Annotated in this window: 18 protein-coding genes and 4 pseudogenes; 10 read left to right on the forward strand and 12 right to left on the reverse strand. The window is 65.5% G+C overall.

From position 1 onward, the window contains the following. Positions 1-20 precede the first annotated feature (20 nt). From ACAG21_RS14610 to ACAG21_RS14625, 4 genes are read right to left on the reverse strand one after another with little or no spacing between them, the layout of a single operon-like run. On the reverse strand, positions 21-923 hold the full coding sequence (locus ACAG21_RS14610) for a carbohydrate kinase (protein WP_370496822.1): 903 nt from the start codon (positions 921-923) through the stop codon (positions 21-23). Beyond that, positions 920-2,329, reverse strand: coding sequence for a mannitol dehydrogenase family protein (locus ACAG21_RS14615; protein ID WP_370496823.1), 1,410 nt, complete (start codon positions 2,327-2,329; stop codon positions 920-922). The genes ACAG21_RS14610 and ACAG21_RS14615 overlap by 4 nt, the downstream gene beginning before the upstream one ends. 59 nt (positions 2,330-2,388) lie before the next feature. Next, entirely contained in the window at positions 2,389-3,246 is an 858-nt protein-coding gene (locus tag ACAG21_RS14620; protein WP_370496824.1) for an HAD family hydrolase, read from the reverse strand. Next, on the reverse strand, positions 3,243-4,760 hold the full coding sequence (locus tag ACAG21_RS14625; protein WP_370496825.1) for a mannitol dehydrogenase family protein: 1,518 nt from the start codon (positions 4,758-4,760) through the stop codon (positions 3,243-3,245). Before ACAG21_RS14625 ends, ACAG21_RS14620 begins: the two co-directional genes overlap by 4 nt. Positions 4,761-4,890: 130 nt before the next feature. Between ACAG21_RS14625 and ACAG21_RS14630 the strand changes: the two genes are divergently transcribed. From ACAG21_RS14630 to ACAG21_RS14640, 3 genes are all read left to right on the forward strand, one after another. Beyond that, a complete protein-coding gene (locus ACAG21_RS14630) occupies positions 4,891-7,158 on the forward strand; it encodes an ATP-dependent DNA ligase (protein WP_370496826.1) in 2,268 nt (755 codons plus the stop codon). Further along, positions 7,155-9,098 carry a fumarylacetoacetate hydrolase family protein gene (locus ACAG21_RS14635; RefSeq protein WP_370496827.1) on the forward strand — a complete coding sequence of 648 codons (1,944 nt, stop codon included), beginning with the start codon at positions 7,155-7,157 and terminating at the stop codon, positions 9,096-9,098. The genes ACAG21_RS14630 and ACAG21_RS14635 overlap by 4 nt, the downstream gene beginning before the upstream one ends. Before the next feature lie 143 nt (positions 9,099-9,241). Beyond that, complete coding sequence (locus ACAG21_RS14640; RefSeq protein WP_370496992.1) at positions 9,242-10,042, forward strand: enoyl-CoA hydratase/isomerase family protein; 801 nt, start codon at positions 9,242-9,244, stop codon at positions 10,040-10,042. Between the two features lie 3 nt (positions 10,043-10,045). Here the strand turns inward: ACAG21_RS14640 and ACAG21_RS14645 are convergent, their stop codons facing one another. The 3 genes from ACAG21_RS14645 to ACAG21_RS14655 form a co-directional block, all read right to left on the reverse strand. Further along, positions 10,046-10,912, reverse strand: a complete 867-nt coding sequence (locus tag ACAG21_RS14645; protein ID WP_370496828.1) for an LLM class flavin-dependent oxidoreductase — start codon at positions 10,910-10,912, stop codon at positions 10,046-10,048. 97 nt (positions 10,913-11,009) lie between these two features. Beyond that, entirely contained in the window at positions 11,010-11,783 is a 774-nt protein-coding gene (locus ACAG21_RS14650; protein ID WP_370496830.1) for an STAS domain-containing protein, read from the reverse strand. A gap of 260 nt (positions 11,784-12,043) precedes the next feature. Further along, positions 12,044-13,261 carry a DUF4873 domain-containing protein gene (locus ACAG21_RS14655; protein ID WP_370496831.1) on the reverse strand — a complete coding sequence of 406 codons (1,218 nt, stop codon included), beginning with the start codon at positions 13,259-13,261 and terminating at the stop codon, positions 12,044-12,046. Here ACAG21_RS14655 and ACAG21_RS14660 point away from each other — a divergent pair. Further along, positions 13,250-13,318: pseudogene (locus tag ACAG21_RS14660) on the forward strand (hypothetical protein); the annotation flags it as partial. The gene ACAG21_RS14655 and the pseudogene ACAG21_RS14660 overlap by 12 nt on opposite strands. A gap of 50 nt (positions 13,319-13,368) precedes the next feature. Here the strand turns inward: ACAG21_RS14660 and ACAG21_RS14665 are convergent. Continuing rightward, positions 13,369-14,214 (reverse strand): annotated as a pseudogene (locus ACAG21_RS14665) (diiron oxygenase); the annotation flags it as partial. 125 nt (positions 14,215-14,339) lie between these two features. Here ACAG21_RS14665 and cobF point away from each other — a divergent pair. From cobF to ACAG21_RS14685, 4 genes and pseudogenes are all read left to right on the forward strand, one after another. Next, entirely contained in the window at positions 14,340-15,092 is a 753-nt protein-coding gene (gene cobF, locus ACAG21_RS14670) for a precorrin-6A synthase (deacetylating) (RefSeq protein WP_370496832.1), read from the forward strand. Positions 15,093-15,135: 43 nt separating this feature from the next. Further along, a pseudogene (locus tag ACAG21_RS14675) lies at positions 15,136-15,378 on the forward strand (DNA-formamidopyrimidine glycosylase family protein); the annotation flags it as partial. 150 nt (positions 15,379-15,528) lie between these two features. Beyond that, positions 15,529-15,999, forward strand: a complete 471-nt coding sequence (locus ACAG21_RS14680; protein WP_370496993.1) for a zinc finger domain-containing protein — start codon at positions 15,529-15,531, stop codon at positions 15,997-15,999. An 85-nt stretch (positions 16,000-16,084) separates the two neighbouring features. After that, entirely contained in the window at positions 16,085-16,834 is a 750-nt protein-coding gene (locus ACAG21_RS14685; RefSeq protein ID WP_370496833.1) for an SDR family oxidoreductase, read from the forward strand. Between the two features lies 1 nt (position 16,835). On the opposite strand, the gene ACAG21_RS14690 is transcribed toward ACAG21_RS14685, so the two are convergent. Then, the gene (locus tag ACAG21_RS14690) at positions 16,836-18,155 is read right to left on the reverse strand and encodes an oxygenase MpaB family protein (protein ID WP_370496834.1); all 1,320 of its coding nucleotides are present in this window, start codon (positions 18,153-18,155) and stop codon (positions 16,836-16,838) included. A gap of 91 nt (positions 18,156-18,246) precedes the next feature. Between ACAG21_RS14690 and ACAG21_RS14695 the strand changes: the two genes are divergently transcribed. After that, positions 18,247-18,831: a TetR/AcrR family transcriptional regulator gene (locus ACAG21_RS14695; protein WP_370496994.1), complete on the forward strand. Its 585-nt coding sequence runs from the start codon at positions 18,247-18,249 to the stop codon at positions 18,829-18,831. Here ACAG21_RS14695 and pgi read toward each other — a convergent pair. Then, entirely contained in the window at positions 18,828-20,492 is a 1,665-nt protein-coding gene (pgi, locus tag ACAG21_RS14700) for a glucose-6-phosphate isomerase (RefSeq protein WP_370496835.1), read from the reverse strand. The two genes, ACAG21_RS14695 and pgi, sit on opposite strands and share 4 nt — an antisense overlap. Positions 20,493-20,602: 110 nt before the next feature. Next, positions 20,603-20,899 (reverse strand): annotated as a pseudogene (locus ACAG21_RS14705) (chorismate mutase); the annotation flags it as partial. Positions 20,900-21,224: 325 nt separating this feature from the next. Here ACAG21_RS14705 and pcrA point away from each other — a divergent pair. After that, positions 21,225-23,552, forward strand: a complete 2,328-nt coding sequence (gene pcrA / locus ACAG21_RS14710; RefSeq protein ID WP_370496836.1) for a DNA helicase PcrA — start codon at positions 21,225-21,227, stop codon at positions 23,550-23,552. Positions 23,553-23,626: 74 nt separating this feature from the next. Here the strand turns inward: pcrA and ACAG21_RS14715 are convergent, their stop codons facing one another. Then, positions 23,627-24,178 (reverse strand): hypothetical protein, encoded by a 552-nt coding sequence (locus tag ACAG21_RS14715; protein ID WP_370496837.1) that lies wholly within the window; start codon positions 24,176-24,178, stop codon positions 23,627-23,629.

Consider the following 24,178-nt stretch of genomic DNA (forward strand, 5'->3'; position numbering starts at 1 on the left):
TCCACGTGAAACCGCCCGGGCTAGAGCGCGATTGAGCGCAGGGCCGCACGGTCGGGTAAATCGGCGCCGGCGCGGCCCACGGTCAATGCCGACACCAGCCCCGCCGCCTCGAATGCCGCGGTCAATTCCTCGAGCTGAATTTTGGCCAGGGCGGCTCGCCGCCGACGCCCCAATAGGTCCATTCCCCAGAGTGCATCGAGCAGGCCGACCATGAATGCGTCGCCGGCGCCAATGGTGTCGACCACTTCTGCCTGCTTGGCGGCCACGTGCGCCTCGCCGGCCGCGCACAACGCCCGCGAACCGTGTTCGCCCATCGTCACGGCGACGATCGCAGGACCCATCGCCAGCCAACCGCGGGCCGTATGCTCCGGCTCGCAGTCGGGGGCGATCCAGCGCAGGTCCTCATCGCTGACCTTGACGATGTCGCTGCGTGCGACGAGATGCTCGATGCGTTGCCGCGTCAGATCCGGGTTCGCGATCAGCGACGGCCGGATGTTGGGATCCAGCGTGATCGTGGCCGATAACCGGTAGGCGTCGAGCAGCGCCGCGACCGCCAAGCATCCGGGCTCGCGCACCGCCGCGATCGACCCGGTGTGCACCAACAACGGCGGGGGAACTTCGGGTGTGCCGGAGAGCTGCCAGTCCAGATCGAAGGTGTAGGTGGCGGATCCATCCTCGGCGATCGTCGCCGTCGCGGTCGGTGTGCGCGCGGCAGTCATGCTTCCCGGAACCAGTTGTGCGCCAGAGGATTCGATATAGTCCGCGATCCGCCGGCCACGCGAGTCGGCGGCGATGTGGGTCAGGAAGTCGACGTCGCGGCCCAGCCGGCCGAGTCCGACGGCGACGTTGAGCGGACTGCCGCCGACATGTTCGTCGCCTTCGACGATGTCGATCAGCGACTCGCCGATCACCAGGCTCCTCATCGCACCAACGCCTCCAACGTCGCGCGAGCTCCCTTGCTGTGCAACGAATCCAGCGCCCAGCGGTATGCCTCGACAAACCGATGCTGATGGGACAGGTCGGCGAATACCGCGGTGATCTCGATGAACGCGCATGCGTTTTCGCGATGCGACCGGGCGATCGGGACGAGCGAATCCGAGAGCTGGTCGAGCACCTCGTACGGTTCGCCCCACTCGTCGACGCCTTCGGCGTAGCGGGCCCAACTGGCCACCGCCGCCGACGCCATCTGAATCGGACCATCGTTGGCCAAATTGTCGTGGATGACCGGAAACAGCCATTTCGGTATGCGGTCCGACGAGTAGGCGCAGAGCCGGGCGACGGTGTCGCGCACCGCGGGGTTGGCGAACCGCTCGATCAGGGTGCGACCGTAGTCATGCAGGTCGATGCCGGGCACCGGCGGCAGCGTCGGGATGGCCTCGGTGTCGAAATAGGCAAGCAAGTACTTGGCGAACAACGGATCCTGCGCCGCTTCGTGCACGAACTCGAAGCCGCAGAGATGGGCGAAGTAGCACAGGCACTGATGGCCCGCGTTGAGCAGCCGCAGCTTCATCAGCTCGTATGGGTGCACATCGTCGACCATCAGCACGCCGGCTTGCTCGAGCGGCGGTCGGCCATCGGCGAAGTCGTCCTCGAGCACCCAGGCGGTGAACGGCTCGGCCACCACCGGCCACCGGTCGTTGACGCCGAAGTCGCGCCGCACTTCGGCGGCCATCTCCAAAGTCGTTGCCGGGGTGATGCGATCGACCATCGAACTCGGAAACCGGCTGTGCTCGGCGACCCATGCCGCCAGCTCGGGGTCTAGGCGTTCGGCGCTGGCGAGCACCGTACGCCGGGCGACCTCGCCGTTGTTCTCGATGTTGTCGCAGGACACGATCGTCGGCGCGGGGAGTCCTCGATCGCGGCGCCGGGCGAGCGCCCGGGTGATCAACGTGAACGCGGGCCCATCGGGATCGCGGTACCCGCCCTCGGTGATCGTCAGCGAGATGATCCGGGTGGACGGGGCGGCAAGCACCTGCAGCGCCGACTCCGGATCGTCGGGGGCGTAGCGGTAATCGACGATCGAGCCGATCACTTGGGCATCCCGGCTGCCGTCGGGGTTCTCCAAGATCAGCGTGTACAGCCCGTCCTGATCGGTCAGGACATCGCGCATGGTCCAGTCGGCGGGCATGACGCCCACCCCGCAAATGCCCCAGTCGTGCGCCAGGCCCTGCTGCTGCAGCAGGTTGATGTACGCCGCCTGATGCGCCCGATGGAAGTGACCGGCGCCAATGTGGGCAATACCGACGGTGATGCTGTCGCGGTCGTATTTCGGCGCGTCGATCGGCAGTCGGGAGAGCGACGCATTGTTCAGATCGATTGCGCTGGCCATCGTTGGCCACCTCCTCCCCGGGCCACCGCCCGGATCGCTACTGCGGGGGCCGCCGCCCCTTACGCGAGCGGGGAACCTCCAGTCGGCACCGCCGACAGCAGCAGGAATTCGGCCAGCGCACGCCACGACTCGGTGATCGCGACTGCGCCGGCATCGATCAATTCCGCACGGCGGCAATCCCGTTCGTCAGGTAGTAGAAACATCAGGTTACCGACGGTGGGGTAGCCTGCTGCCACCGCGGAAGACACGCCTGCCACGGAGTCTTCGATGGCCAGCCCCTGTTCGGATGCGACGCCGAGCGCCTGGCCGGCATGCAGGTATACCGCCGGGTCGGGTTTGCTTGTCGGCACCGGAAGCGAATCCTCCGCGCTGAAGGTCACCGACCCCGATATCAGCGCATCCAGGCCGGTGGCAGCGAAGCAGGCACCCAGCCGCGTAGTGGCACTCGAGCTGACCGCTGCGAGGGCGTAATGCGCCGCGAGGTCGCGCAACGGTTCGAGCACCTGCGGATCGGGCGTCAGGGTGCGCGCCAGATGCGCGGTGACTCGTTCGCGCTCCTCGCGCACCCACCCCTCGAGTTCGTCGACCGTCAGCGCGTTGCCGCCGGCCAAGTCGCCGTCGGAGGCGATCACCGCCGCGGGACGGCCCTGGGCCAACGTCTGCTCGAGCGGGATGTCGCACTGTACCGCCAGGTCGAGCGCGGTGGTACGGAAGTTCTTCCCGACCGCCCGTTTGCGCAACTCCTCCGCGCTGAGCGGGGCCGTTACGCCGAACCTGGCCAGGAAACGATTCACCACCTCGGTCGATGCCTCGAACGCGGGCCGCTCCGAAGCAAACAAGTTGTCGTCGGCGTCGCAGAGCAAGGTCGTAACCGGCGCCGGGTCGAAGGTGCGCACAAGCGTCAGTTCGCCGTTCATCGCGACACCAACTCGTTCGTGCGCAGCGCGTCCCGCAGCGTGAGCACCACACCGCGCTGGTCGATATCGGCAATCATCTCGCCCAGCCGCTCGGCAAAACCGGGAACCCGGCGCACCTGGGCGAACATTTCATGGCCCAGCAGTGGATCGGGGTTGTTGCTCGCCATGTTGGCCAACCTAGCCACCGGAATCGCCTGGGAGTCCTCGAGGCTGATTTTGCGCCCGTTGAGGTCGTGGCCGCGCATGTAGCGAGCCCACCCGGCAACAGCCAACATCAGCAGGGTATGCGGCCTGCCCTGCGCGATCCCCTCCTCCAGTGAGGGCATCACAAACTGGGCCATTTTGCTGGTTCCCCGTCGAGCCAACCGCGACAACTGATCGCTCATTCGGGGATTGCTGAGCCGATCCAGCAGGGTGGCCCGATATTCGGGGGTGTTCATCCCGGGCACGGCGGGCAGCAGCGGTTGAATCTCGTCGCGCAGCAGCGTCTCGACGTAGCCGAAGATCACCCGATCCCGCATCGCCTCGTCCGTGCGCTGATACCCGGCCAGGGTGGCCAGACACCCGAGCGCGATATGGGATCCGTTGAGCAGACGGGTCTTGATCAGCTTGTGGTCGCCGACGTCAGCCACGAACTCGGCGCCGACGAGGTCCAGCGGCGGACGTGAATTGCAGAACGAGTCCTCGATCACCCATTGGCGGTACGGCTCGGTCACGACCGGCAGTTTGTCGGCCACGCCGAACGTCTGCTCGACGAACTGGCACTCCGAATTCGAGGTCTGCGGGGTGATCCGGTCGACCATGGTCGACGGGAACGCGACATACGTGTCGATCCAGCGGGCGAGCGCGGGATCCTTCAAGGCGGCGAACGACACCAGGGCGGTTCTCGCCGGCTGGCTGTCGCCGGGGATGTTGTCGCAGCAGAGCACGGTGAATGGTGCGATGCCCGCGCGGCGGCGACGGTCGAGAGCTTCGGCCAGATAGCCCCACGCGGTGGCATACCCGTCGGACGCGACCAGGTCGGCGCGCACGTCGGGGTGGTCGGCGTCGAACTCGTCGGTGACCGGGTTGAGGAAGTATCCGTTGTTGGTGATGGTCAGGCTGACGATGCGGGTTTGGGGGTCTGCCAGGGCGGCGCGGACCGCCGCGCTGTCATTCGGTGCGTAGTGAACGGAGCCGATCGAGCCGACCACGCGGGCATTTTCGCGGTCGTGGCCGCGCTGGACGACGGTGTACAGCCCATCCTGTGCCGACAGCAGGTCTTTGGCGTTAGGGGAGTTCAGACTGACACCGGTCACGCCCCACCGGTCGGAAATGCCTGAGCGGGCAAGGTCGTCGAAGTAGACGGCCTGGTGTGCGCGGTGAAAGTTGCCCGCCCCGATGTGAACCACACCACGCTGCAGCGCCGACCTGTCGTAGGTGGGCACGTCAACGCGCTGCGAGTGCAGTTGTAGGGTCGCATCGCTTAAGGGGACGCCGCTTTTTCGACGCCATGGCGCAGAGACATCAAACATTGTCCATCTGTGCCCGAGGCGACCATGGGTCTAATCGCTCCGTGGTTGATGTCACAAAGAAATCGCCGATACCGAACGATAATCGGCGGTCAACGGCGTTAACAGAGTGTAAACGCGTAGGTTGACTCTCATGGCACCGCGGGTGAAGCTCACGAACCCCGACAAGGTGCTCTACCCTGCGACCGGCACCACCAAGTCCGACGTCTTCGACTATTACACCGGCATCGCGGAGGTGATGCTGCCGCACATCGCCGGACGTGCGGCTACCCGTAAGCGGTGGCCCAATGGTGTTGAGCAGTCATCGTTTTTCGAAAAGCAGCTGGCCGCCTCGGCTCCAGAATGGTTGCCGCGCGCCAGCATTTCGCACCGGTCCGGGACGACGACATATCCGATCATCGACAGTGTCGACGGGCTGGCCTGGATCGCGCAGCAGGCGGCGCTGGAAGTGCACGTGCCGCAGTGGAGGTTCGTCGCGCAGTGGACCCGCAGTAAGGCTGAAGAACTCAAGCCCGGTCCCGCAACACGATTGGTGTTCGATCTAGACCCGGGCGAGGGCGTCACGATGGGGCAACTGGCCAAGGTGGCCCGCGCTGTGCGCGACCTGATCGCCGACATCGGGCTGACGACTTTCCCGCTCACCAGCGGCAGCAAGGGACTGCACCTCTATGCGCCATTGGAGAAGCCGGTGAGCAGCCGCGGCGCCTCGGTGCTGGCCAAACGTGTTGCCCAGCAATTGGAAACGGCCATGCCCAAGCTGGTCACGTCGACGATGACCAAGAGCCTGCGGGACGGCAAGATCTTCCTGGACTGGAGCCAGAACAACGGTGCAAAGACCACCATCGCGCCGTACTCGTTGCGGGGGCGCGAACATCCCACGGTCGCGGCGCCGCGCACCTGGGAGGAACTCGACGACCCGGGCTTGGGGCAGCTGCGCTACGACGAGGTGCTGGCCCGCGTCGCCCGCGACGGAGATCTGCTGGCGCCGTTGGACGCCGACGCTCCCCTCGCGGACCGGCTGAGCAAATACCGCAGCATGCGCGACGCGGCAAAGACACCGGAGCCCGTTCCTCACGCTAAACCCATTGCAGGACACGGAAATACATTCGTCATCCAGGAACACCATGCCGGCCGGCTGCATTACGACTTCCGGCTGGAACGCGACGGCGTGCTGGTGTCATGGGCCGTGCCGAAGAATCTTCCCGACACCACATCGGTGAACCATCTCGCGGTGCACACCGAGGACCACCCGCTGGAATACGGTAGCTTCGAGGGCACCATCCCGAAGGGCGAGTACGGCGCCGGCAAGGTGGTCATCTGGGACGCCGGCACCTACGAGGCCGAAAAGTTCAATGACTCGGCCGAAAAGGGTGAAGTCATCGTTAACCTGCACGGTAGCCGAATCTCTGGGCGCTACGCGCTGATTCAAACCAACGGCGACCAATGGCTGGCGCACCGGATGAAGGACCAGAAGGTATTCGACTTCGACGGGATAGCACCCATGCTCGCCACTCACGGCTCCGTGGCGGCGTGCAAGGCGGGCCAGTGGGCGTTCGAAGGCAAATGGGACGGCTACCGACTGCTGGTCGACATCGACCACGGCACCCTGCGCGTCCGGTCCCGGCGTGGCCGCGAGGTCACCGGCGAATACCCCCAACTGAATTCGCTGGCAAAGGATCTGGCCGATCATCATGTCGTCCTCGACGGCGAAGCCGTGGTGTTGGACGCCGCCGGGGTGCCGAGTTTTCACGCGATGCAAAACCGCGGCCGGGGTAGCCGCGTGGAATTCTGGGCCTTCGATCTGCTGTATCTCGATGGGCGTTCCCTGCTGCGGGCTCGCTATCAAGACCGCCGAAAGCTATTGGAAACGCTGGGAAGTGGCAGCGACCTCATCGTCCCCGAACTGCTGCCGGGTGACGGCAAGCAGGCGCTCGAGCATTCCGCCAAGCGTGGTTGGGAGGGCGTGGTCGCCAAGAAGCGCGACTCCACCTATCAGCCGGGCCGGCGCTCGGCATCCTGGATCAAGGACAAGCATTGGAACACCCAGGAGGTCGTCATCGGCGGCTGGAAGGCCGGGGAGGGCGGGCGTAGCAGCGGCATCGGCTCCCTGCTCATGGGCATTCCGGCCGACGGCGGCCTGCACTTCGCGGGCCGCGTCGGTACCGGGTTCACCGAGCGTGACCTGGCGAACCTGAAGAAGACCCTGATGCCGTTGCACACTGACCAATCTCCGTTCACCCCACCGCTTCCCCGCAGCGAGGCCCGAGGCGTGACCTATGTCGAGCCGGTTCTCGTCGGCGAGGTGCGCTACAGCGAATGGACCCCGGATAACCGGCTGCGCCAATCGAGTTGGCGCGGGCTGAGGCCGGACAAGGAACCAAGTGAGGTGGTACGCGAATGAAATGGGTGACCTACCGCGATGCCGACGGGCCACGGGCCGGTGTGCTTTCCGGTGACGAGATCCATGCTGCTCCACCGGGCGTGACCCTGCTGGACCTGGTCGGTCGCGGGGAAGAGGGCCTGCGGCAGGCCGGCGAGGAGGCGTTGCGGTCCGGGGTCACCGCGCAGCGCGACGATGTGACGTTGCTGGCGCCTATCCCGAACCCGCCGTCGATCCGTGACTCGCTGTGCTTTTTGGACCATATGCGCAATTGCCAGGCGGCCCTGGGGGCCGGGCGTGAACTCAGCGATACCTGGTATCGCATACCCGCGTTTTATTTCGCTTGTCCGGCAACGGTTCTGGGACCTTACGACGATGCGCCGATGGCGCCTGGAAGTGCCTGGCAGGACTTTGAATTGGAGATTGCCGCGGTCGTCGGGATCCGCGGCAAGGACCTGACCGTCGACGAGGCCGAGCGGGCCATCATCGGTTACATGATCTTCAATGACTGGTCCGCGCGCGACCTGCAGCAGCTGGAGAGCCAATTGGCGATCGGGCAGGGCAAGGGCAAAGACAGCGGAGTCACGCTGGGCCCCTATCTGGTGACACCCGATGAGCTCGAGCGGTATCGCCACCCCTCCCGTCCAGGCAAGCTCGACCTGCAGGTCACCGCGCTGGTCAATGACGACGTGATCGGATCGGGCTCGACAGCCCAAATGGATTGGAGCTTCGGCGAAATCATCTCTTACGTCTCGCGCGGTGTACCGCTGACGCCCGGTGACGTGATCGGCTCCGGCACGGTGCCTACGTGCACGCTGGTTGAGCACCTCAACCTGGCCGATCTGGAATCCTTCCCGGGCTGGCTGCGTGACGGCGACGTCGTCACGCTGCGGGTGCAGGGCTTGGGGGAGACGCGGCAGACCCTGCGCGCCAGCAGCCCGCCACACCCGTTGGCTCCCCGGCCCAATCCGGCAGCCGCGCCCGCGCCGAACCGGGTCAACCGCGCGCCGGCGCGGGTGCCCTACACCCGCGGGCTGCATGAGGTCGGTGATCGGGTGTGGGCGTGGACATTGCCGGACGGCGGCTATGGCTGGAGCAACGCCGGTCTGGTCAGCGGCAACGGCGCCTCACTATTGGTCGACACCCTCTTCGATCTGGCGTTGACCCGCGAAATGCTGACCGCCATGGGCCCGCTCACCGAGCGGGCGCCGATCACCGACGCGCTGATCACCCACTCCAACGGTGACCACACCCACGGGAACCAACTGCTCGACGCGTCGGTGCGGATCATCGCCGCGAAGGGCACGGCCGACGAGATCGAGCACGGGATGGCGCCCGCCATGCTGGCCATGGTACAGACCGCCAATCTGGGACCCGTTGCGACGCCGTACACGCGAGATCGGTTCGGGCCCTTCGACTTCAGTGGCATACAGGTGCGCAACGCCGACCAGACCTTCGACCGTGAGCTGTCCATCGAGGTCGGCGGCCGGCGGATCGAACTGCTGAACCTGGGTCCGGCGCACACCGCGGCCGACTCCGTGGTGCATATGCCCGACGCCGGGGTGCTGTTCGGTGGCGATCTGCTGTTCATCGGCTGCACCCCCATCGTGTGGGCGGGGCCGATCGACAACTGGATCGCGGCCTGCGACGCGATGATCGCGCTGGATGCTCCGACGGTGGTGCCCGGGCACGGTCCGGTGACCGACCCGGATGGGATCCGTGCCGTCCGTGGCTATCTCGTGCACGTAGCCGAGCAAGCCAAGGCCGCACACGACAAGGGTCTGTCGTGGGCCCAGGCGGCGGACGCCATCGATCTCGGCGAGTACGCTACCTGGCTGGACGCCGAGCGAGTGGTAGTCAACGTCTACCAGTGCTATCGCGAACTCGACCCGGACACACCGCAATTGGAGACGATGGCGTTGCTGGTGATGCAGGCCGAGTGGTTGGCCAAACGCTCTTAGTCGCGAGACGGTAACCGGCGACGTATTTGCCGAGAGCGGCTGTCCGTAGTTACAGTTTCGCGGCCCAACGCGCGGCGGCGGCGCAACCGCGACGTGCCTATTGGGCAGACAGCGACGTCGCATACGGTTTCGTTATGCCTGCCGTGGAATTGAAAACTCTCGAGGACAACATCGCCTGTATCACCCTGAACCGGCCGCAGCGCCTCAACGCGATTGACGGGTCGTTGATCGACGGCGTGGACGCCGCCCTGGACGTGCTCGACAGCGGCCAGTACCGGGTCGCGATCATCACCGGTGCCGGACGCGGCTTCTGCGCCGGCGCCGATCTGAGCGGCACCGGCCAGGCCTGGACCCAGCCTGCCAGCCCGGACACCCCGCCGTTCAAGGTCAACTACGACGCACAGGTTCGGCTGGCCAACCTCTACACCCGCATCTACGAACTCGACATCCCGGTGATCGCGGCGGTTAACGGCGTCGCCGTCGGCGGCGGTCTGGCGTTCACGTTGGTCAGCGACATCCGGGTGGCGTCGCAGCAGGCCCGCTTCGGTTCGGTGTTCATCAAGGCCGGCTTCTCGTCGATGGACATGGGCACCAGTTACCTGCTGCCGAAAATCGTCGGCGCGGGCGTGGCGCGCGAGCTGATGCTGACCGGCCGGATCATCGACGCCGACGAGGCCTACCGGATCAAGCTGGTGCACGAGGTGGTCGCGCCGGACGACCTGATGTCGGCGGCGCTGCGCAAGGCCCGCGAGATCGCCGAGAACAACGCTTATGGTGTGTGGCAGACCAAGATTGGGCTGAACGCCGCGCTGGACGCCCCCAGTCTGCGGCACGCCATCGAGATCGAGAACCGCACTCAGATCCTCAGCGGCTTCACGAACAATCCGGTCGAGGCTGCCAAGGCGCACATGGAGAAGCGGGCTCCCAATTGGGATCCGCTGTGACGGCTAGACCTTCGCGATGACGTTCTCCGCGAACCACTCCAGGTTGCGGATCTTGTCTTCGAGCGGCTCGGTGTCGCTTCCCGTGATGTAAGGGATGCGGAACCCGACGATGGCGTCGGTGACGCCCTTGTCCTCCAGCCGCTTGACGCCGTCGACGGTGAAGCCGTCGGCCGAGATCACGTGAATCTGGAACGGGCCCGTCTTGCCCGCCTCCTCGCGATACCGTTTGAGCTTGGCGAGCAGCGCGTCCAGTTCCTCCGGGTCACCGCCACCGTGCATCCAGCCGTCCAGCCGGGCGGCGCGTTTGAGCGCGGCGTCGGCGTGCCCGCCGATCAGGATCGGGATCGGTTCGGTGGGAGCCGGCGTCATCTTCGTCTTGGGAATGTCGTAGAACTCGCCGTGGAATTCGAAGTACTCGCCCGTGGTGAGGCCCTGGATGATCTCGATGCACTCGTCCATGCGCTTACCGCGCTTGGCGAACGGGACACCCAGCAGCTCGTAGTCCTCGACCCAGGGGCTGGTGCCCACCCCGAAGCCCACCCGGTTGTTGGTCAGCGCGGCCAGCGAACCGATCTGCTTGGCCACCAACGCCGGCGGCCGGATGGGCAGCTTGAGGACGAAGAAGTTGAAGTGCAGCTTCGTCGTCACCGCGCCCAATGCCCCTGTCAGCACGAAGGTTTCGATGAACTCCTTGCCGTCCAGGAATTCGCGGTTGCCGTCGGGTGTGTACGGATACTTCGAGTCGGACTCGAAGGGGTAGGCGATGCTGTCGGCGATCGTCATCGCGTGGTACCCGGCCGCCTCGGCGGCCTGGGCCAGCGGGATGTAGTACCGGTAGTCGGTCATCGCCTCTGCGTAGGTGAACCGCACGTCATCCGCCTTCCTTGTGGGGGCCGTCACACGACACTAGAACGTGTTCTAGTTCGGCTTGCGGGCGGGTCCTACACAACGGGATGAAGCGACCCGACTACAGCTGATTCTCTGGGCCGATAACGGCCCAGACCGTCTTGCCCGACGCCGTCGGCGTGCTGCCCCAGGCGCGGGACAGCGCGTCGACAATCGCCAGCCCCGACACGTCGATGCCTTTGTCCGGCGACGGCAGCCGCACGGCCGCCGAGGTGCTCTCGTCGGAGACCGCGATCGTCGCGGTCTCGCCGTCGGTCTCGATGCGCATCTTCGGAACGCTGCCGGTGTGCTCGAGCACGTTTTCCACGAACACATTGACGACAACCAGCGCGACCGGGATGAGCCCGGATTGCTTCCACTCGGTCAGCCACTCCCGGACCAGCCGGCGTGATTCGCGCAGGCTGGTCAGGTTCGCGGGCAACGCGGAATCGGCCCGCTGGATGGTCTGACGGGTGAGCTTGCCGAGCGCTTTGATGGCCGCCTTCTCCGTCGAGTAGACCGGCATGAAGCGGGCAACCTCGCTGCGGGTGAGCGCGTCGCGGGTCTCGCGATGCGCGCTGACCAGCACAATCGGAACTCGTGTCTGAGTGCCGAGCTGCAAATGGGCACTGATGAAGGCCGACCACGCCGATTCCGCGGGCACCTTGAGTTCGCTGATGTTGACGATGACGGCCGTGGGCTCGTGCAGCGTTGCCTTTGAGATGCTCTCGCGCAGCGCCCCGAAGTTGCTGGCGTCAAGCACGCCGCCGACGGTCAGGACGGCGAGCGCGTCGTCCGTCCGAGTCGTAACGGCTAGCGAGCTCGGCGACTCAGCTACCGCACTCACGAGAGGCACTCCTTTCCGTCTAGGACATTATCCCTGCTTATCGCGCTCCGCGATGCAGCGGTTTGTGGGCGCGTGTCCTAATTGCGGTTAGGGCACCCGAATCCTAGCGCGGTCGGAAAGTAATCGAACGTATCGATCCGGCATTCCATCTCCTGCTCCCTCGAATTCCCATCCGGCAAACCGAATGCGGAACCGCCCCCCCGGCGGCAGAGACTTCTCACGTTAGTTCAGCGGCATCGATGCCACCAGACGAGAGAAATCGGAGCCGTTCAGGATTTCGTGATCGCATAGGGGGGAGTACCCACACCGGCCACCGCGTGGGTCCCCCACGGCGTCTGTTCGACGATGCGGGCCGTCGCGCTGCGTTCGCCGACCGTCAGCGTCGCCGTACGGATCTGCCTGAGCGCTTCGTTCGGTAGGGGTTGGGCCGGGGAGCCGAAGAGCGTTCCCTGCCAGTGGTAACGGCCGTCGATCGGATCGAGGCGGCCGGCCAGCCGAACCCGTACCGGAAGGGACGTGCCGGCGATGGTCAGCGTCGCGCTGCCGTCGTATATCGCGTCGTCGGCCGCGCCGGACGACAAATCGAACGCGGACGTCACCCGAAATGGCGGGGTGGATTGGAAATGTGCGCGTTCGTTGAAGACTTGCTGACTACTGCGCAATACCTCGATACGGGTGTTGCCGCTGCGTTTGAGCAACTCAAGGCACTCGACGACATAGTGAGTTTGCCCGACGACATCGGGCCCGGTGATCGAGAAGTAGTTAGGCAACCCGTGAATCGCTACGCCCAGGAAGGGCTCGGTGCCGTCCGCCCAGGCGTGCTCGAGTGATAATCCGCCGCTACCGATCAGCTCGGGCGCCGGATCGGCAATTGTGAAGCCGGTGCCGTAGATGATCGCGTCGGCGCGGTGATCGACACCATCGCTGGTGCGAAGACCCGATGCGGTGATCGCGGCAATGGGCGAAGCTACGCGTGCAGGCCGAGATTGAGTGCGGCCCAAGGACGCCAGGGCTTTGCGGCGCAGCCACCGCTTGACACGGGTTGGCGGCAAGGGCAATTCGGCGACGATCCGGCGCGGTGGGTGCGCGAAAACGGTGACCGAGGCCGCCCGATCGGTCAGCCGCGGCAGGTAATAACCGGCGGTGGAGTCGGTGCCGATGACCGCGACGTGCTTGCCGGTCGGATCGAAATCGGCGTCCCACTGTGCGGCGTGAAACGCGATACCGCGAAAGTCGCTGCGTCCGGCCAGCTCTGGCGTCCATGCGACGAGCATCGATCGATCGACCGCGACGACCGCCCGGGCGTGCAGCGACTCGCCCGCGGCGGTGCGCAACTCCCAGGTGTGGGTACCGTCGTCGAATCGCGAGCTGACCAACGGGGATTCATCGAGGACGACAACGTCGGTGATGCCCGCCGCGAGTAGTTCGGTCGCGACACCGCGGCTGCGCGCTCCCGCGCCGACAACGATGACCTGCGTCGGGCTCACAGAAAGTTGGTGCGCTTCCAAGCGCGACGCGCGATCGGGCCCAGCAGGCCGATCTCGGTCAAAAACGCTGCGAGTGGGGCGAATCCGGCTGCCTGGATGTCGTGACGGTGCGGGCTGCTGCGCGCGATCGCCCGCGCCCGTTTGGGATCCAGCCCGGTGCGCGCGTAAGGGATCGGATTGCTGAACAGAAAGCGGAAGAAATACCCGCCGAGTCCGTTGATGTTGGCCATGAAGAATTTGTTGTATCGCGGCATCGTCTGAGCGCGCTTGCGGGCCCCGTCGCGCGCGAACTGGATATGGCGAGCCTCTTCGGTGACATGAATCCGCATGAGCCGCTGAATGATTGGCTGCAATTCCGGATCGTCCATCATCTGGCGTTGCAGTGAATCGAAGATCTCTTCACCGATCAGGGCGGCGATCCACAGCATCGAGCCACGCTGGAAAAACAGCGGCAGAGTGTTGATGATCATCCGGTGCAGCCGCCGCGGGCGTACCGGCTTGGCTCCGATGCGCTCGATGGCTTTGCCGAACATCACCATGTGCCGGGTTTCGTCGCCCAGCTCGGTCAGCTTGTAATGCGTGGACCGGCTCGTCGGGTCCTCGTGCAGGATGGTGCGCAGCAGTGACTGGTTCAGCATGTTCTCGAACCAGATTCCGGCCGACAGCGTGTTGACCAGTTCTTGGCGGGACAGCTCGATTTGTTGCTCACGGCTCATCTCGTCCCACACTGGCGTGTTGTACAGCGAGACCAGCCGGGGCGGCAGATAGAACTTGTCCGGGTCCAGCGGGGCATCCCAGTCGATGTCGACGATCGGCTCGTAGGACTTTTTGACGGAGCCTTTCAGTAGCCGCTCCGAGAACTCTTCACGACTCGGCCCGCCCGGCCTCACCGCAGTAGTCATAGCGCCGCTCCTCCTCATCGCTTCGCTCTGCATCGTCTCGGCGCGGGTCATCGCTGGCGTCCCTTCATTGGGTGCTTCAGACGGTACCCATGGTACTGGGTACTTGCGACCCCGACTAGGTGTTCGAGGTTGCGATTCGGCAATGTGGCGGGGAACGAGGCATGAGGAGGTGGCGGGTGAGTCCGCATATCCACGTGATCGGCATCGGCGCCGGCGACCCCGCCTACGTGACCATGCAGGCGATCGAAGCGCTCAACGACACCCAGGTGTTCTTCGCGGCCGACAAGGGCCAGGCGAAAAGCGACCTGGTCGCGCTGCGCCGGGAGATCTGCGCGCGGTTCATCCGCGAACCCGGCTATCGCTTCGTGGAATTGCCCGATCCGAAGCGGTCCAGCCCGGGCGACGGTCAGGGGCAATACCGGGACGCGGTGGCCGACTGGCACGCGGCGCGCACCCGGATCTGGGCGCAGGCGATCGCCACCGAGCTGGGGCCCGACGGCGTCGGAGCGTTCCTGGCCTGGGGGGACCCGTCGCTGTACGACAGCACGCTGCGGATTCTCGACGCGGTCGCGACCGAGATCGACTTCACCTTCGACGTCATCCCGGGCATCACCGCCGTCCAGGCGCTGACCGCCCGGCACCGCATCCCGCTCAACGACGTCGGCGAACCCGTGCTGATCACCACCGGTCGCCAGCTGCGCACCCACGGGATGGCGGGCTCGACGGTGGTGATGCTCGATGCGGACTGCTCGTTTGCGGCCTGCCCCGCCGACACCCGGATCTGGTGGGGCGCCTACCTGGGTACCGACGACGAGCTGCTGGTCGCTGGCACTGTCGGCGAGGTCGGGTCGCGCATCGTGGCGCTGCGTTCGCAGGCCCGCGAACGGCACGGGTGGATCATGGATACCTATTTATTACGGCCGTCCTGAGCCTCGATGGACACTTCACAGCTGCGATCGGCAAACTGGATAGATGCCCGAACTGCCAGAGATCGAAGCGCTGGTCGACCACCTGCGGCGCCATGCCGTCGGTTCGACGATCGGCCGCGTCGACGTCGGGGCATTGTCGGTGTTGAAAACCTTCGATCCGCCGATCAGTGCGCTGCACGGCCTTACCGTCACCGGAGCCAACCGGTGGGGTAAGTATCTGGGGTTGCAGGCCGGCAAGCTGTTGTTGATCGCCCACCTTTCCCGCGCGGGCTGGTTGCGTTGGTCGGACAAGTTGGCCGCGGCACCGCTGCGACCCGGCAAAGGACCCATCGCGCTGCGCGTCCACCTGGGCACCCCGGGTGAGGCGCCGGGCTTCGACCTCACTGAGGCCGGCACCCAGAAGCGGCTGGCAGTGTGGCTTGTCGACGACCCCGAGCTGGTGCCGGGCATCGCCGCGCTGGGCCCGGACGCCCTGGATCTGGGTGCCGACGACCTGGCCGGGGTGCTGGCCGGCAATACCGGGCGGATCAAGAGCGTCATCACCGACCAGAAGGTGATCGCCGGCATCGGCAACGCCTACAGCGACGAAATCCTGCATGTCGCCAAGATGTCGCCGTTCGCCACGGCCGGAAAGCTGACGCGCGAACAGCTGGTCACCCTGCATGACGCGATGATCTCGGTGCTGACCGACGCGGTGAACCGTTCCGTCGGCCAGGGCGCGGCGATGCTCAAAGGGGAGAAGCGCTCCGGGCTGCGGGTGCACGCGCGCACCGGCCTGCCCTGCCCGGTGTGTGGGGACACCGTGCGGGAAGTGTCGTTCGCGGACAAGTCTTTCCAGTACTGCCCGACGTGTCAGACCGGCGGCAAGGTGCTGGCCGATCGGCGGATGTCACGGCTGCTCAAATGACATTGGGCCGCAACGTCGACTTGTCGCGACAATCAACTTTCCGGCCGATCGTAGCGAACTTGACACCTGTCGATATGCTGCCCGGGTGACTCGCCAGAAGATCCTCATCACGGGCGCCAGTTCCGGTCTGGGCGCCGGCATGGCGCGTGCTTTCGCCGCCAAGGGGCGCGACCTGGCGCTGTGCGCCCGTCGTACCGACCGACTCGATGAGCTGAAAGCCGAGCTCTCGCAGCAGTATCCGTCGATCAAGATCGCGGTGGCCGCGCTGGACGTCCGGGAGCACGAGCAGGTGCCGGAGGTATTCGCGGCGCTCAGCGACGAATTGGGCGGCGTCGATCGCATCATTGTCAACGCCGGGATCGGCAGCGGGGCGCCGTTGGGAAGCGGCAAGCTGTGGGCGAACAAGAAGACCATCGAGACCAACCTGTTGGCCGCGCTCGTGCAGATCGAAACCGCGCTCGAGATGTTCAACAAGAGTGGCTCGGGCCACCTGGTGCTGATCTCGTCGGTCCTGGGCAACAAGGGCGTGCCCGGCGTCAAAGCCGCCTACTGCGCAAGCAAAGCCGGACTGACGTCGCTGGGCGAGTCGCTGCGTGCCGAGTACGCCAAGGGACCCATCAAGATCTCGTCGATCGAGCCCGGTTACATCGAGTCGGAGATGACCGCCAAATCGGCCAGCACAATGTTGATGGTGGACAACGAAACTGGCGTTCGGGCACTGGTCGCGGCGATCGAGCGCGAGCCCGGCCGGGCGGTGGTGCCGCGCTGGCCCTGGGCGCCGCTGGTGCAGCTGTTGCGGGTGCTGCCGCCGCCGCTGACCAAACCCTTCGCCTGATTCAGTGCGGGACGGGTGTGTAATGCGTTGCGTCGCTGGTGAATTCGGGCTTACCGTAGGTCTTTAGCCGCAGCTTGAGCAGCCCGATCACGTAGGCGTCGGTGATGTCCCGAAGCACGGGGATGCGACTGGCCTGGCTGACCGCGGTGAAACGTCCGAGGATGAACGGCGCGGTCAGCGCGATGCGCAGCAAATCCGTGGGATCGAGTGAAACGCCCATGGCCTCGGCGACGTCGCGATTGCCGCCACAGAACGTGCGCACGAAAGTGAACTTGCTGAAACTCTTTTCGACCGCATCGGCGCAGCGGTCGAACAGCGTGGTATCGGGGCGCAGATACGCTGCCATGGTGCCGCGCACCAGCTCTTGGCAGATCTTGTCGAATCCGTGCCGAAGCAGTGCCGAGCGCGCGTGCATGACGTGGATGATGTCGGAGGGTTCGGACGGCAGTAGTTCTTCGGGCAGCCCGAGCAGAAAGCAGCGGTACCGGGCGAATTCGACGACGGCGCGTTCTCCTGCGGTGAATTCGGTACGGCCCTGCTGACTTGCCTTGCGCGCCAACAGATACTGGCCGATCATCCCGGCCGGCATCTGGTCGACCTGCGGCACCGGCATACCGTAGATGGCGACGTCCCACTTGTCGGATTTCTTCAGCGCGTTGTAGCGGACCATCGAGTGCATCAGCCGGACCATCGCCGCCGCTTCGAATCCGGGACCGTAGCGGTCCAGTGCACCGGGCAGGGTGGTGACGGCGAAGAAGCTGGCCGTCTCGTTGACCCGTCGGGCGGCCCGCTTGCCCGAGAGGGCTCCGGTCAGAGCCATCGGAAGCGCGGCGTAGGTGTTGGTGAACGTCGCGACGAAGGCGCCACGGGTGATGAATGGGGCCAGCAGCGCCGCCGGAATGCGTTCTTGCCGAGCACCTTCGCGCACCAGATCGAAGTCGATCCACTGCGGCGTTGCCTCCATCGCGGCGATGAACGACACCAGCTCGGGGGGTGCGTCGGGCACCGCGTCGAGCCCGTGGCGGCAGGCCGTCTTGAGCATGTCGATCAGGTGCGTGACGCTGTGCGTGTTCATCAGCGCCGCATAGGGATCGGCGACGACATCGCCGAGCAAGGTGGCCGTGCTCATCAACTCGACGACGCGGTCGTCCTGCAGGATCGGCGCCCGGTCGGCGACCCACGCGGGCAGAGCCGTGTCGACGTCGGGCTCGGTGGCCAGGCGATCGGGCCGCTGGTCGAAGTCGAAGTTGCCGTAGAGCTCGGGCTGCAGATCGCGCTGGCTACGGACCCGCTCCGCGAGTTCGGGGTAGTACGTGACCATCACAACCTCCGCTAACTAACAGTTAGTGAGTAATACTCACAAGTTGTTAGTTATGCTGTCAAGCGTGACTGTGGTCAGCCCCAAGCGGCGCATGACCGCCGAGGAGCGCCGCGAGCAGATCCTCGACGTCGCGCACGCGATCGTCGACGCCGAAGGCTTCCATGCGGCGACGCCGCAGCGCATCGCGGCGCAGGCCGGTATCGACCGGTCGTTGATCTATCAGAAGTTCGGCGACTTGGCCGGGCTGTTCGTCGAGCTGATCGACCGCGAGGCGGCGCGGGCCGGCGCCCAGTTCGCCGAGGCGATCTCCGGACTGGAAACCGTCGCCGAAGATCAGTCGCTCGTGCTTGCGTTCGACGGGGTGCTGGCCGCCGTCGACGCCCACCCGGCGACGTGGCGGCTGTTCATGTTCCCGCCGCAGGGCGCGCCGCCGGAGTTGTATGCCCGCCTGGCCCAGTCCGAAGCCGTCGTGCTCGAGTTCTTCGTCCGCGAACTGCTGCGCATCAACCCGCACGTGCACGATCCCGAATACACCGCCCGGATCCTGCACGCCTCCGGTCGCGAACTGCTGCGGCTACACCTGTCTGACCCGCAGACCGCGACCGTGGAACGGCTTCGGACGTTTGTGCGGCGACTGGGATCCGACGTGATGAGCCCGACTGCCGCAGACGCCTAGCTGACTCGTCCGCGTTCGGTCCGGTAACGACGGACCAGGGCATCGGTCGAGCTGTCCGACTGCGGCGCCGGGGAGGTGTCGCTGGTAAGCACCGGAAGCAGTGCCTTGGCCTGCGTCTTGCCTAGCTCGACACCCCACTGATCGAACGAGTCGATGCCCCACACCACGCCCTCGGTGAACACCTGATGCTCGTACAGTGCGATCAGCTGTCCCACCACCGACGGCGTAAGTCGTTCGGCCAGAATCGAAGTCGACGGCCGGTTGCCGGGCATGACCTTATGCGGCACCACGTCGGGGGGCGTGCCCTCGGCGGCGATCTCCTGCGCGGTCTTGCCGAACGCCAGCACCTGGGTCTGGGCGAAGAAGTTGCTCATCAACAGGTCGTGCATGCTGCCGGTGCCTTCGATGGTGGGCAGGTCGTCGGTGGGTTGGCTGAAGCCGATGAAGTCGGCCGGTATCAACCGGGTGCCCTGGTGCAGCAATTGGTAGAAGGCGTGCTGACCGTTGGTTCCTGGTTCGCCCCAATAGATTTCACCGGTATCGGTGGTAACCGGTGTGCCATCCGCACGAACCGACTTGCCGTTGGATTCCATGGTCAGCTGTTGCAGGTAGGCGGCGAAGCGGGCTAAGTCGTTGGAGTAGGGCAGCACGGCGCGCGACTGGGCGTTGAAGTACGTCGAGTACCACAGCCCGATCAGGCCCAGCAGGGCGGGCGCATTGGACTCCAGCGGCGCCGTTCGGAAGTGCTCGTCGACGATGTGGAATCCGGACAGGAAATCGGCGAAGGCCTCCCGGCCGATCGCAGCCATCACCGACAGCCCGATCGCCGAATCGACCGAATAACGTCCGCCGACCCAATCCCAGAACCCGAACATGTTGTCGGTGTTGATACCGAACTCGTCGACCAGGCGCTTGTTCGTCGAGACCGCGACAAAATGCTTCGACACCGCCGCGTCGCCGAGCGCGTCGGTCAGCCAGCGGCGCGCGGCCGTCGCGTTGGTGAGCGTTTCCAGGGTCGAGAACGTCTTGGACGCGACGATGAAAAGGGTTGTCGCGGGGTCTAAATCGGCAAGCTTTGCGACCAGGTCCGCGGGGTCGACGTTGGAGACGAAACGTGCCGAAATTCCGGCGTCCACGTAATGGCGCAATGCCTGATACACCATCACCGGGCCCAGATCCGAACCCCCGATGCCGATGTTGACGACGGTGCGAATTCGCTCGCCGGTGGCGCCGGTCCATTCGCCGCTGCGCAGCCGATCGGTGAAATCGCCCATCGCATCCAGCACGCTGTGGACGTCCTCGACGACATTTTGGCCGTCGACCACCAGCTCGCTATCCCGGGGTAGCCGCAGCGCGGTGTGCAGAACCGCGCGATCCTCCGAGGTGTTGATGTGCACGCCGGAGAACATTTGATCCCGGCGCTCTTCGAGGTTGGCCGCCCGCGCCAAATCGACCAGCAGCCGCAGCGTCTCCCGGCTGACGCGGTGCTTGCTGTAGTCGATGTACAGGTCGCCGACCGTCACCGCCAGGTCGCGACCGCGATCGGGGTCGTCGTCGAAGAGCTCGCGCAGGTGGGTTTCGCCGATTTGCTCGTGATGCCTACGCAGGGCGTCCCACGCCGGAGTGGCGGTGATGTCGGGGATGGTGAGCACGGAGGTCATGGTTCGACCCTAGTGCCGAGTCGCCGGCCACAGCCACCGCTAGCGGGCAGCACGATCCGCCGCGGGAATAGGACAAATTCGCGGTGAAAAATCCTCGGTGTCGAGGATTGTCAGTGGCCGAGCCGGCCCCGGCCCAGGCGCAGCAGCAGCATCGCCAAGTCCTTGCCCTCCGGGCCGAGCTCGCTGTAACGCTGGATGACCTTCATCTCCCGGCTGTGAACCAGGCGCGTCCCCCCGGACGCCATCCGGGCGCGGCCGATCTCCCGCGAAACTTCGGCACGCCGTCTGACGGCCGCAAGAATCTCGGCATCCAGCCGGTCGATCTCAAGGCGCAACTCTTCAATGTTCGCCAACTGTTCAATGTCGATCATCTCGACGCTCATCCCTGCTACCCCCGTGTGTTTTGTGTTGTTCTTTTCGTCTTGTTCGCTATTCGGCTTGAAAACGTTTCTTGCTCTGGAAAAAGTTCGAGCCCTGAATCCGGAAGGCGGACCACAGGGCTCTAGCGATCACAGCTAGACCATGGGCACCGCGGGCCGGTACCCACAGAAAAATCGGCGACGCCACTCGAGGATCGAGAGGCGGCGATGGAGCTGCGTATTGTCCATGTAACGAGTGTGCCACACCCACGGACCCCCGGGAGCAAAACGAAAAGTTGATCCCGTTCGACCCCGCAATGCGGTCGTGGCCTGGGCACTTGCCGTCGGTGGTCGGCGGTAAATTGAGTCAGACATGACTGTGCACGCAACCGATGCCAAGCTCGCCGCCGAGATAGACCAGCTGCTCGACGGACTCAATCCGCAACAACGCCAGGCCGTCGTACACGAGGGCTCGCCGCTGCTGATCGTGGCCGGCGCGGGCTCCGGGAAGACCGCGGTGCTGACGCGTCGCGTGGCCTACCTGATCGCCGCCCGCGGCGTCGGGGTCGGGCAGATTCTCGCCATCACCTTCACCAACAAAGCCGCCGCTGAAATGCGCGAACGGGTGGTGCGGCTGGTCGGCAACCGCGCTCGCGCGATGTGGGTGTCCACCTTTCATTCGACGTGCGTTCGCATCCTGCGCAACCAGGCCTCCCTGATCAAGGGCCTCAATTCCAACTTCTCGATCTACGACGCCGACGACTCGCGGCGCCTGCTGCAGATGATCGGGCGCGACATGGGCTTGGACATCAAGCGGTACTCGCCGCGGCTGCTGTCCGTCGGGATCTCCAACCTGAAGAACGAACTGATCGATCCGGACCAAGCTGTGGCCAAACTCACGGACGAATCCGATGACTTGGCTCACACCGTGGCCTCGGTGTACGGCGAATACCAACGCCGGCTGCGCTCGGCCAATGCGCTGGACTTCGACGACCTGATCGGCGAGACCGTCGCGGTGCTGCAGACCTTCCCGCAGATCGCTCAGTACTACCGCCGTCGGTTCCGGCACGTCCTGGTCGACGAATACCAGGACACCAACCATGCCCAATACGTGCTGGTGCGGGAATTAGTCGGGCGCCAGGACGCCAATTCGTCCGACGACGACGTGCCGCCCGCGGAATTATGTGTGGTCGGCGATGCGGATCAGTCGATCTACGCGTTCCGGGGCGCCACCATTCGCAATATCGAGGAGTTTGAACGCGACTACCCCGACGCCACCACCATTCTGCTGGAGCAGAATTACCGCTCGACGCAGAACATTCTTTCGGCGGCCAATTCGGTGATCGCGCGAAACTCCGGGCGCCGGGAGAAGCGGCTGTGGACCGACGCCGGTGAAGGGGAGTTGATCGTCGGCTATGTCGCCGACAATGAGCACGACGAGGCCCGGTTCGTCGCTCAAGAAATTGACGCGCTCGCCGAGCAGGGCGAAATTACCTATAACGATGTAGCCGTCTTCTACCGCACCAACAATTCGTCGCGGTCGCTGGAGGAGGTGTTCATCCGCGCCGGCATCCCGTACAAGGTTGTCGGGGGAGTGCGCTTCTACGAGCGCAAGGAAATCCGCGACATCGTCGCCTACCTGCGGGTGCTGGACAACCCCGGCGATGCGGTCAGCATGCGGCGCATCCTCAACACCCCGCGCCGGGGTATCGGCGACCGCGCCGAGGCGTGTGTGGCGGTCTACGCCGAGAACACCGGCGCCAGCTTCGCCGACGCGTTGGTCGCCGCCGCCGAGGGTAAAGTTCCGATGCTCAATTCCCGTGCGGAGAAAGCGATTTCGGGATTCGTCGAGCTGCTCGACGAGCTGCGGGGTCACCTCGATGACGACCTCGGCGATCTGGTCGAGGCGGTGCTGGAACGCACCGGATACCGTCGGGAGCTGGAGTCCTCGACCGATCCGCAGGAGTTGGCCCGGCTGGACAACCTCAATGAACTCGTCAGCGTCGCACACGAATTCAGCATCGACGAGGCCAATGCTGCCGCGCTCGAAGAGGCGTCAGAGGACGAAGATGTGCCGGAGACCGGTGTGCTGGCGCAATTTTTGGAACGGGTGTCGCTCGTCGCCGATACCGACGAGATTCCCGAGCATGCGGCCGGCGTGGTGACGCTGATGACGTTGCACACCGCGAAGGGTCTGGAGTTCCCGGTGGTGTTCGTCACCGGCTGGGAGGACGGGATGTTCCCGCACATGCGGGCGCTCGACGACCCAACCGAACTGTCCGAGGAGCGGCGGTTAGCCTACGTGGGCATCACCCGCGCGCGGCAACGGCTGTACCTGAGCCGCGCGATCGTCCGTTCCTCCTGGGGGCAGCCGATGCTGAACCCCGAATCGCGCTTCCTGCAAGAGATTCCGCAAGAACTGATGCAGTGGCGACGCACGCAGCCGGCCCCGTCGTACAGCGCGCCGGTGAGCGGTGCCGGGCGGTTCGGAACGCCACGCGCGGCGCCCACTCGTTCCGGGGCGGGCAAGCGCCCGCTGCTGGTGCTGGAGCCCGGCGATCGCGTGACCCACGACAAGTACGGGCTGGGTCGCGTCGAGGAGGTGTCCGGCGTCGGCGAATCGGCGATGTCGCTGATCGACTTCGGCAGCTCCGGGCGGGTCAAGCTGATGCACAACCACGCGCCGGTCAGCAAGCTCTAGCCGCCGTCGAGCGTGCAGCTACAGCGAAAAAACAGCCGCATTTTCGCCATCGGAGCACGTTCGGCGAAACGGACTCAGGCCTCCAGCCAGCGTGTGGTCCGCGGGTGCAACACCAGCAGAACGCCGGCGATCGGCAGCACCGGGAAGGCGTGCACGATCCAGGCGACCCGGGCACCCGCGATGAAAACACCGCCGTACGTCAGCACCGCGACCACCGCTGCGGTGATGAGCAGGTAGCGGCCCAATGCGCGACGCTGTAGCAGCATGATCACGCCGGTGATGGTGGCGGTTGCGAACACCAGCGCCAGGAACGCGATCGCGATGCAGAACAGGCGATCGGTCCGCCACCAGCCGGCGATCAGATCCGTGGCGACCACCGACGTGGCCCAGCCGCTGACGATGCTGACCGCGGCGGCCGCGGTGACCGTCCGGGGAGTCGGTTCATCGATCGTGCGGTCCGCCGGGTTGCTGCCCGTGGCCCCCTGATCGGGTGCGGCCGGCCGTGGCAGGTGCGTGGTCGGGTTGTCCGGGATCGCGGGCATCGGCCCGCTGGGGGCACGTCGAATGATCCGTGTTCGTGATTCGGCGGGCGGCTCAGTTGGTCCGGGGTCGTTCGGCGCGGTCAC

The sequence above is a fragment of the Mycobacterium sp. pR1184 genome, from assembly GCF_041287235.1.
Lineage (GTDB): Bacteria > Actinomycetota > Actinomycetes > Mycobacteriales > Mycobacteriaceae > Mycobacterium.

Excerpts from the sequence above, each read along its gene's own strand:
- ACAG21_RS14610 (WP_370496822.1), bottom strand. The coding sequence starts at position 923 with ATGAGGAGCCTGGTGATCGGCGAGTCGCTGATCGACATCGTCGAAGGC.
- ACAG21_RS14615 (WP_370496823.1), bottom strand. The coding sequence starts at position 2,329 with ATGGCCAGCGCAATCGATCTGAACAATGCGTCGCTCTCCCGACTGCCG.
- ACAG21_RS14620 (WP_370496824.1), bottom strand. The coding sequence starts at position 3,246 with ATGAACGGCGAACTGACGCTTGTGCGCACCTTCGACCCGGCGCCGGTT.
- ACAG21_RS14625 (WP_370496825.1), bottom strand. The coding sequence starts at position 4,760 with ATGTTTGATGTCTCTGCGCCATGGCGTCGAAAAAGCGGCGTCCCCTTA.
- ACAG21_RS14630 (WP_370496826.1), top strand. The coding sequence starts at position 4,891 with ATGGCACCGCGGGTGAAGCTCACGAACCCCGACAAGGTGCTCTACCCT.
- ACAG21_RS14635 (WP_370496827.1), top strand. The coding sequence starts at position 7,155 with ATGAAATGGGTGACCTACCGCGATGCCGACGGGCCACGGGCCGGTGTG.
- ACAG21_RS14690 (WP_370496834.1), bottom strand. The coding sequence starts at position 18,155 with ATGGTCACGTACTACCCCGAACTCGCGGAGCGGGTCCGTAGCCAGCGC.
- ACAG21_RS14695 (WP_370496994.1), top strand. The coding sequence starts at position 18,247 with ATGACCGCCGAGGAGCGCCGCGAGCAGATCCTCGACGTCGCGCACGCG.
- pgi (WP_370496835.1), bottom strand. The coding sequence starts at position 20,492 with ATGACCTCCGTGCTCACCATCCCCGACATCACCGCCACTCCGGCGTGG.
- pcrA (WP_370496836.1), top strand. The coding sequence starts at position 21,225 with ATGACTGTGCACGCAACCGATGCCAAGCTCGCCGCCGAGATAGACCAG.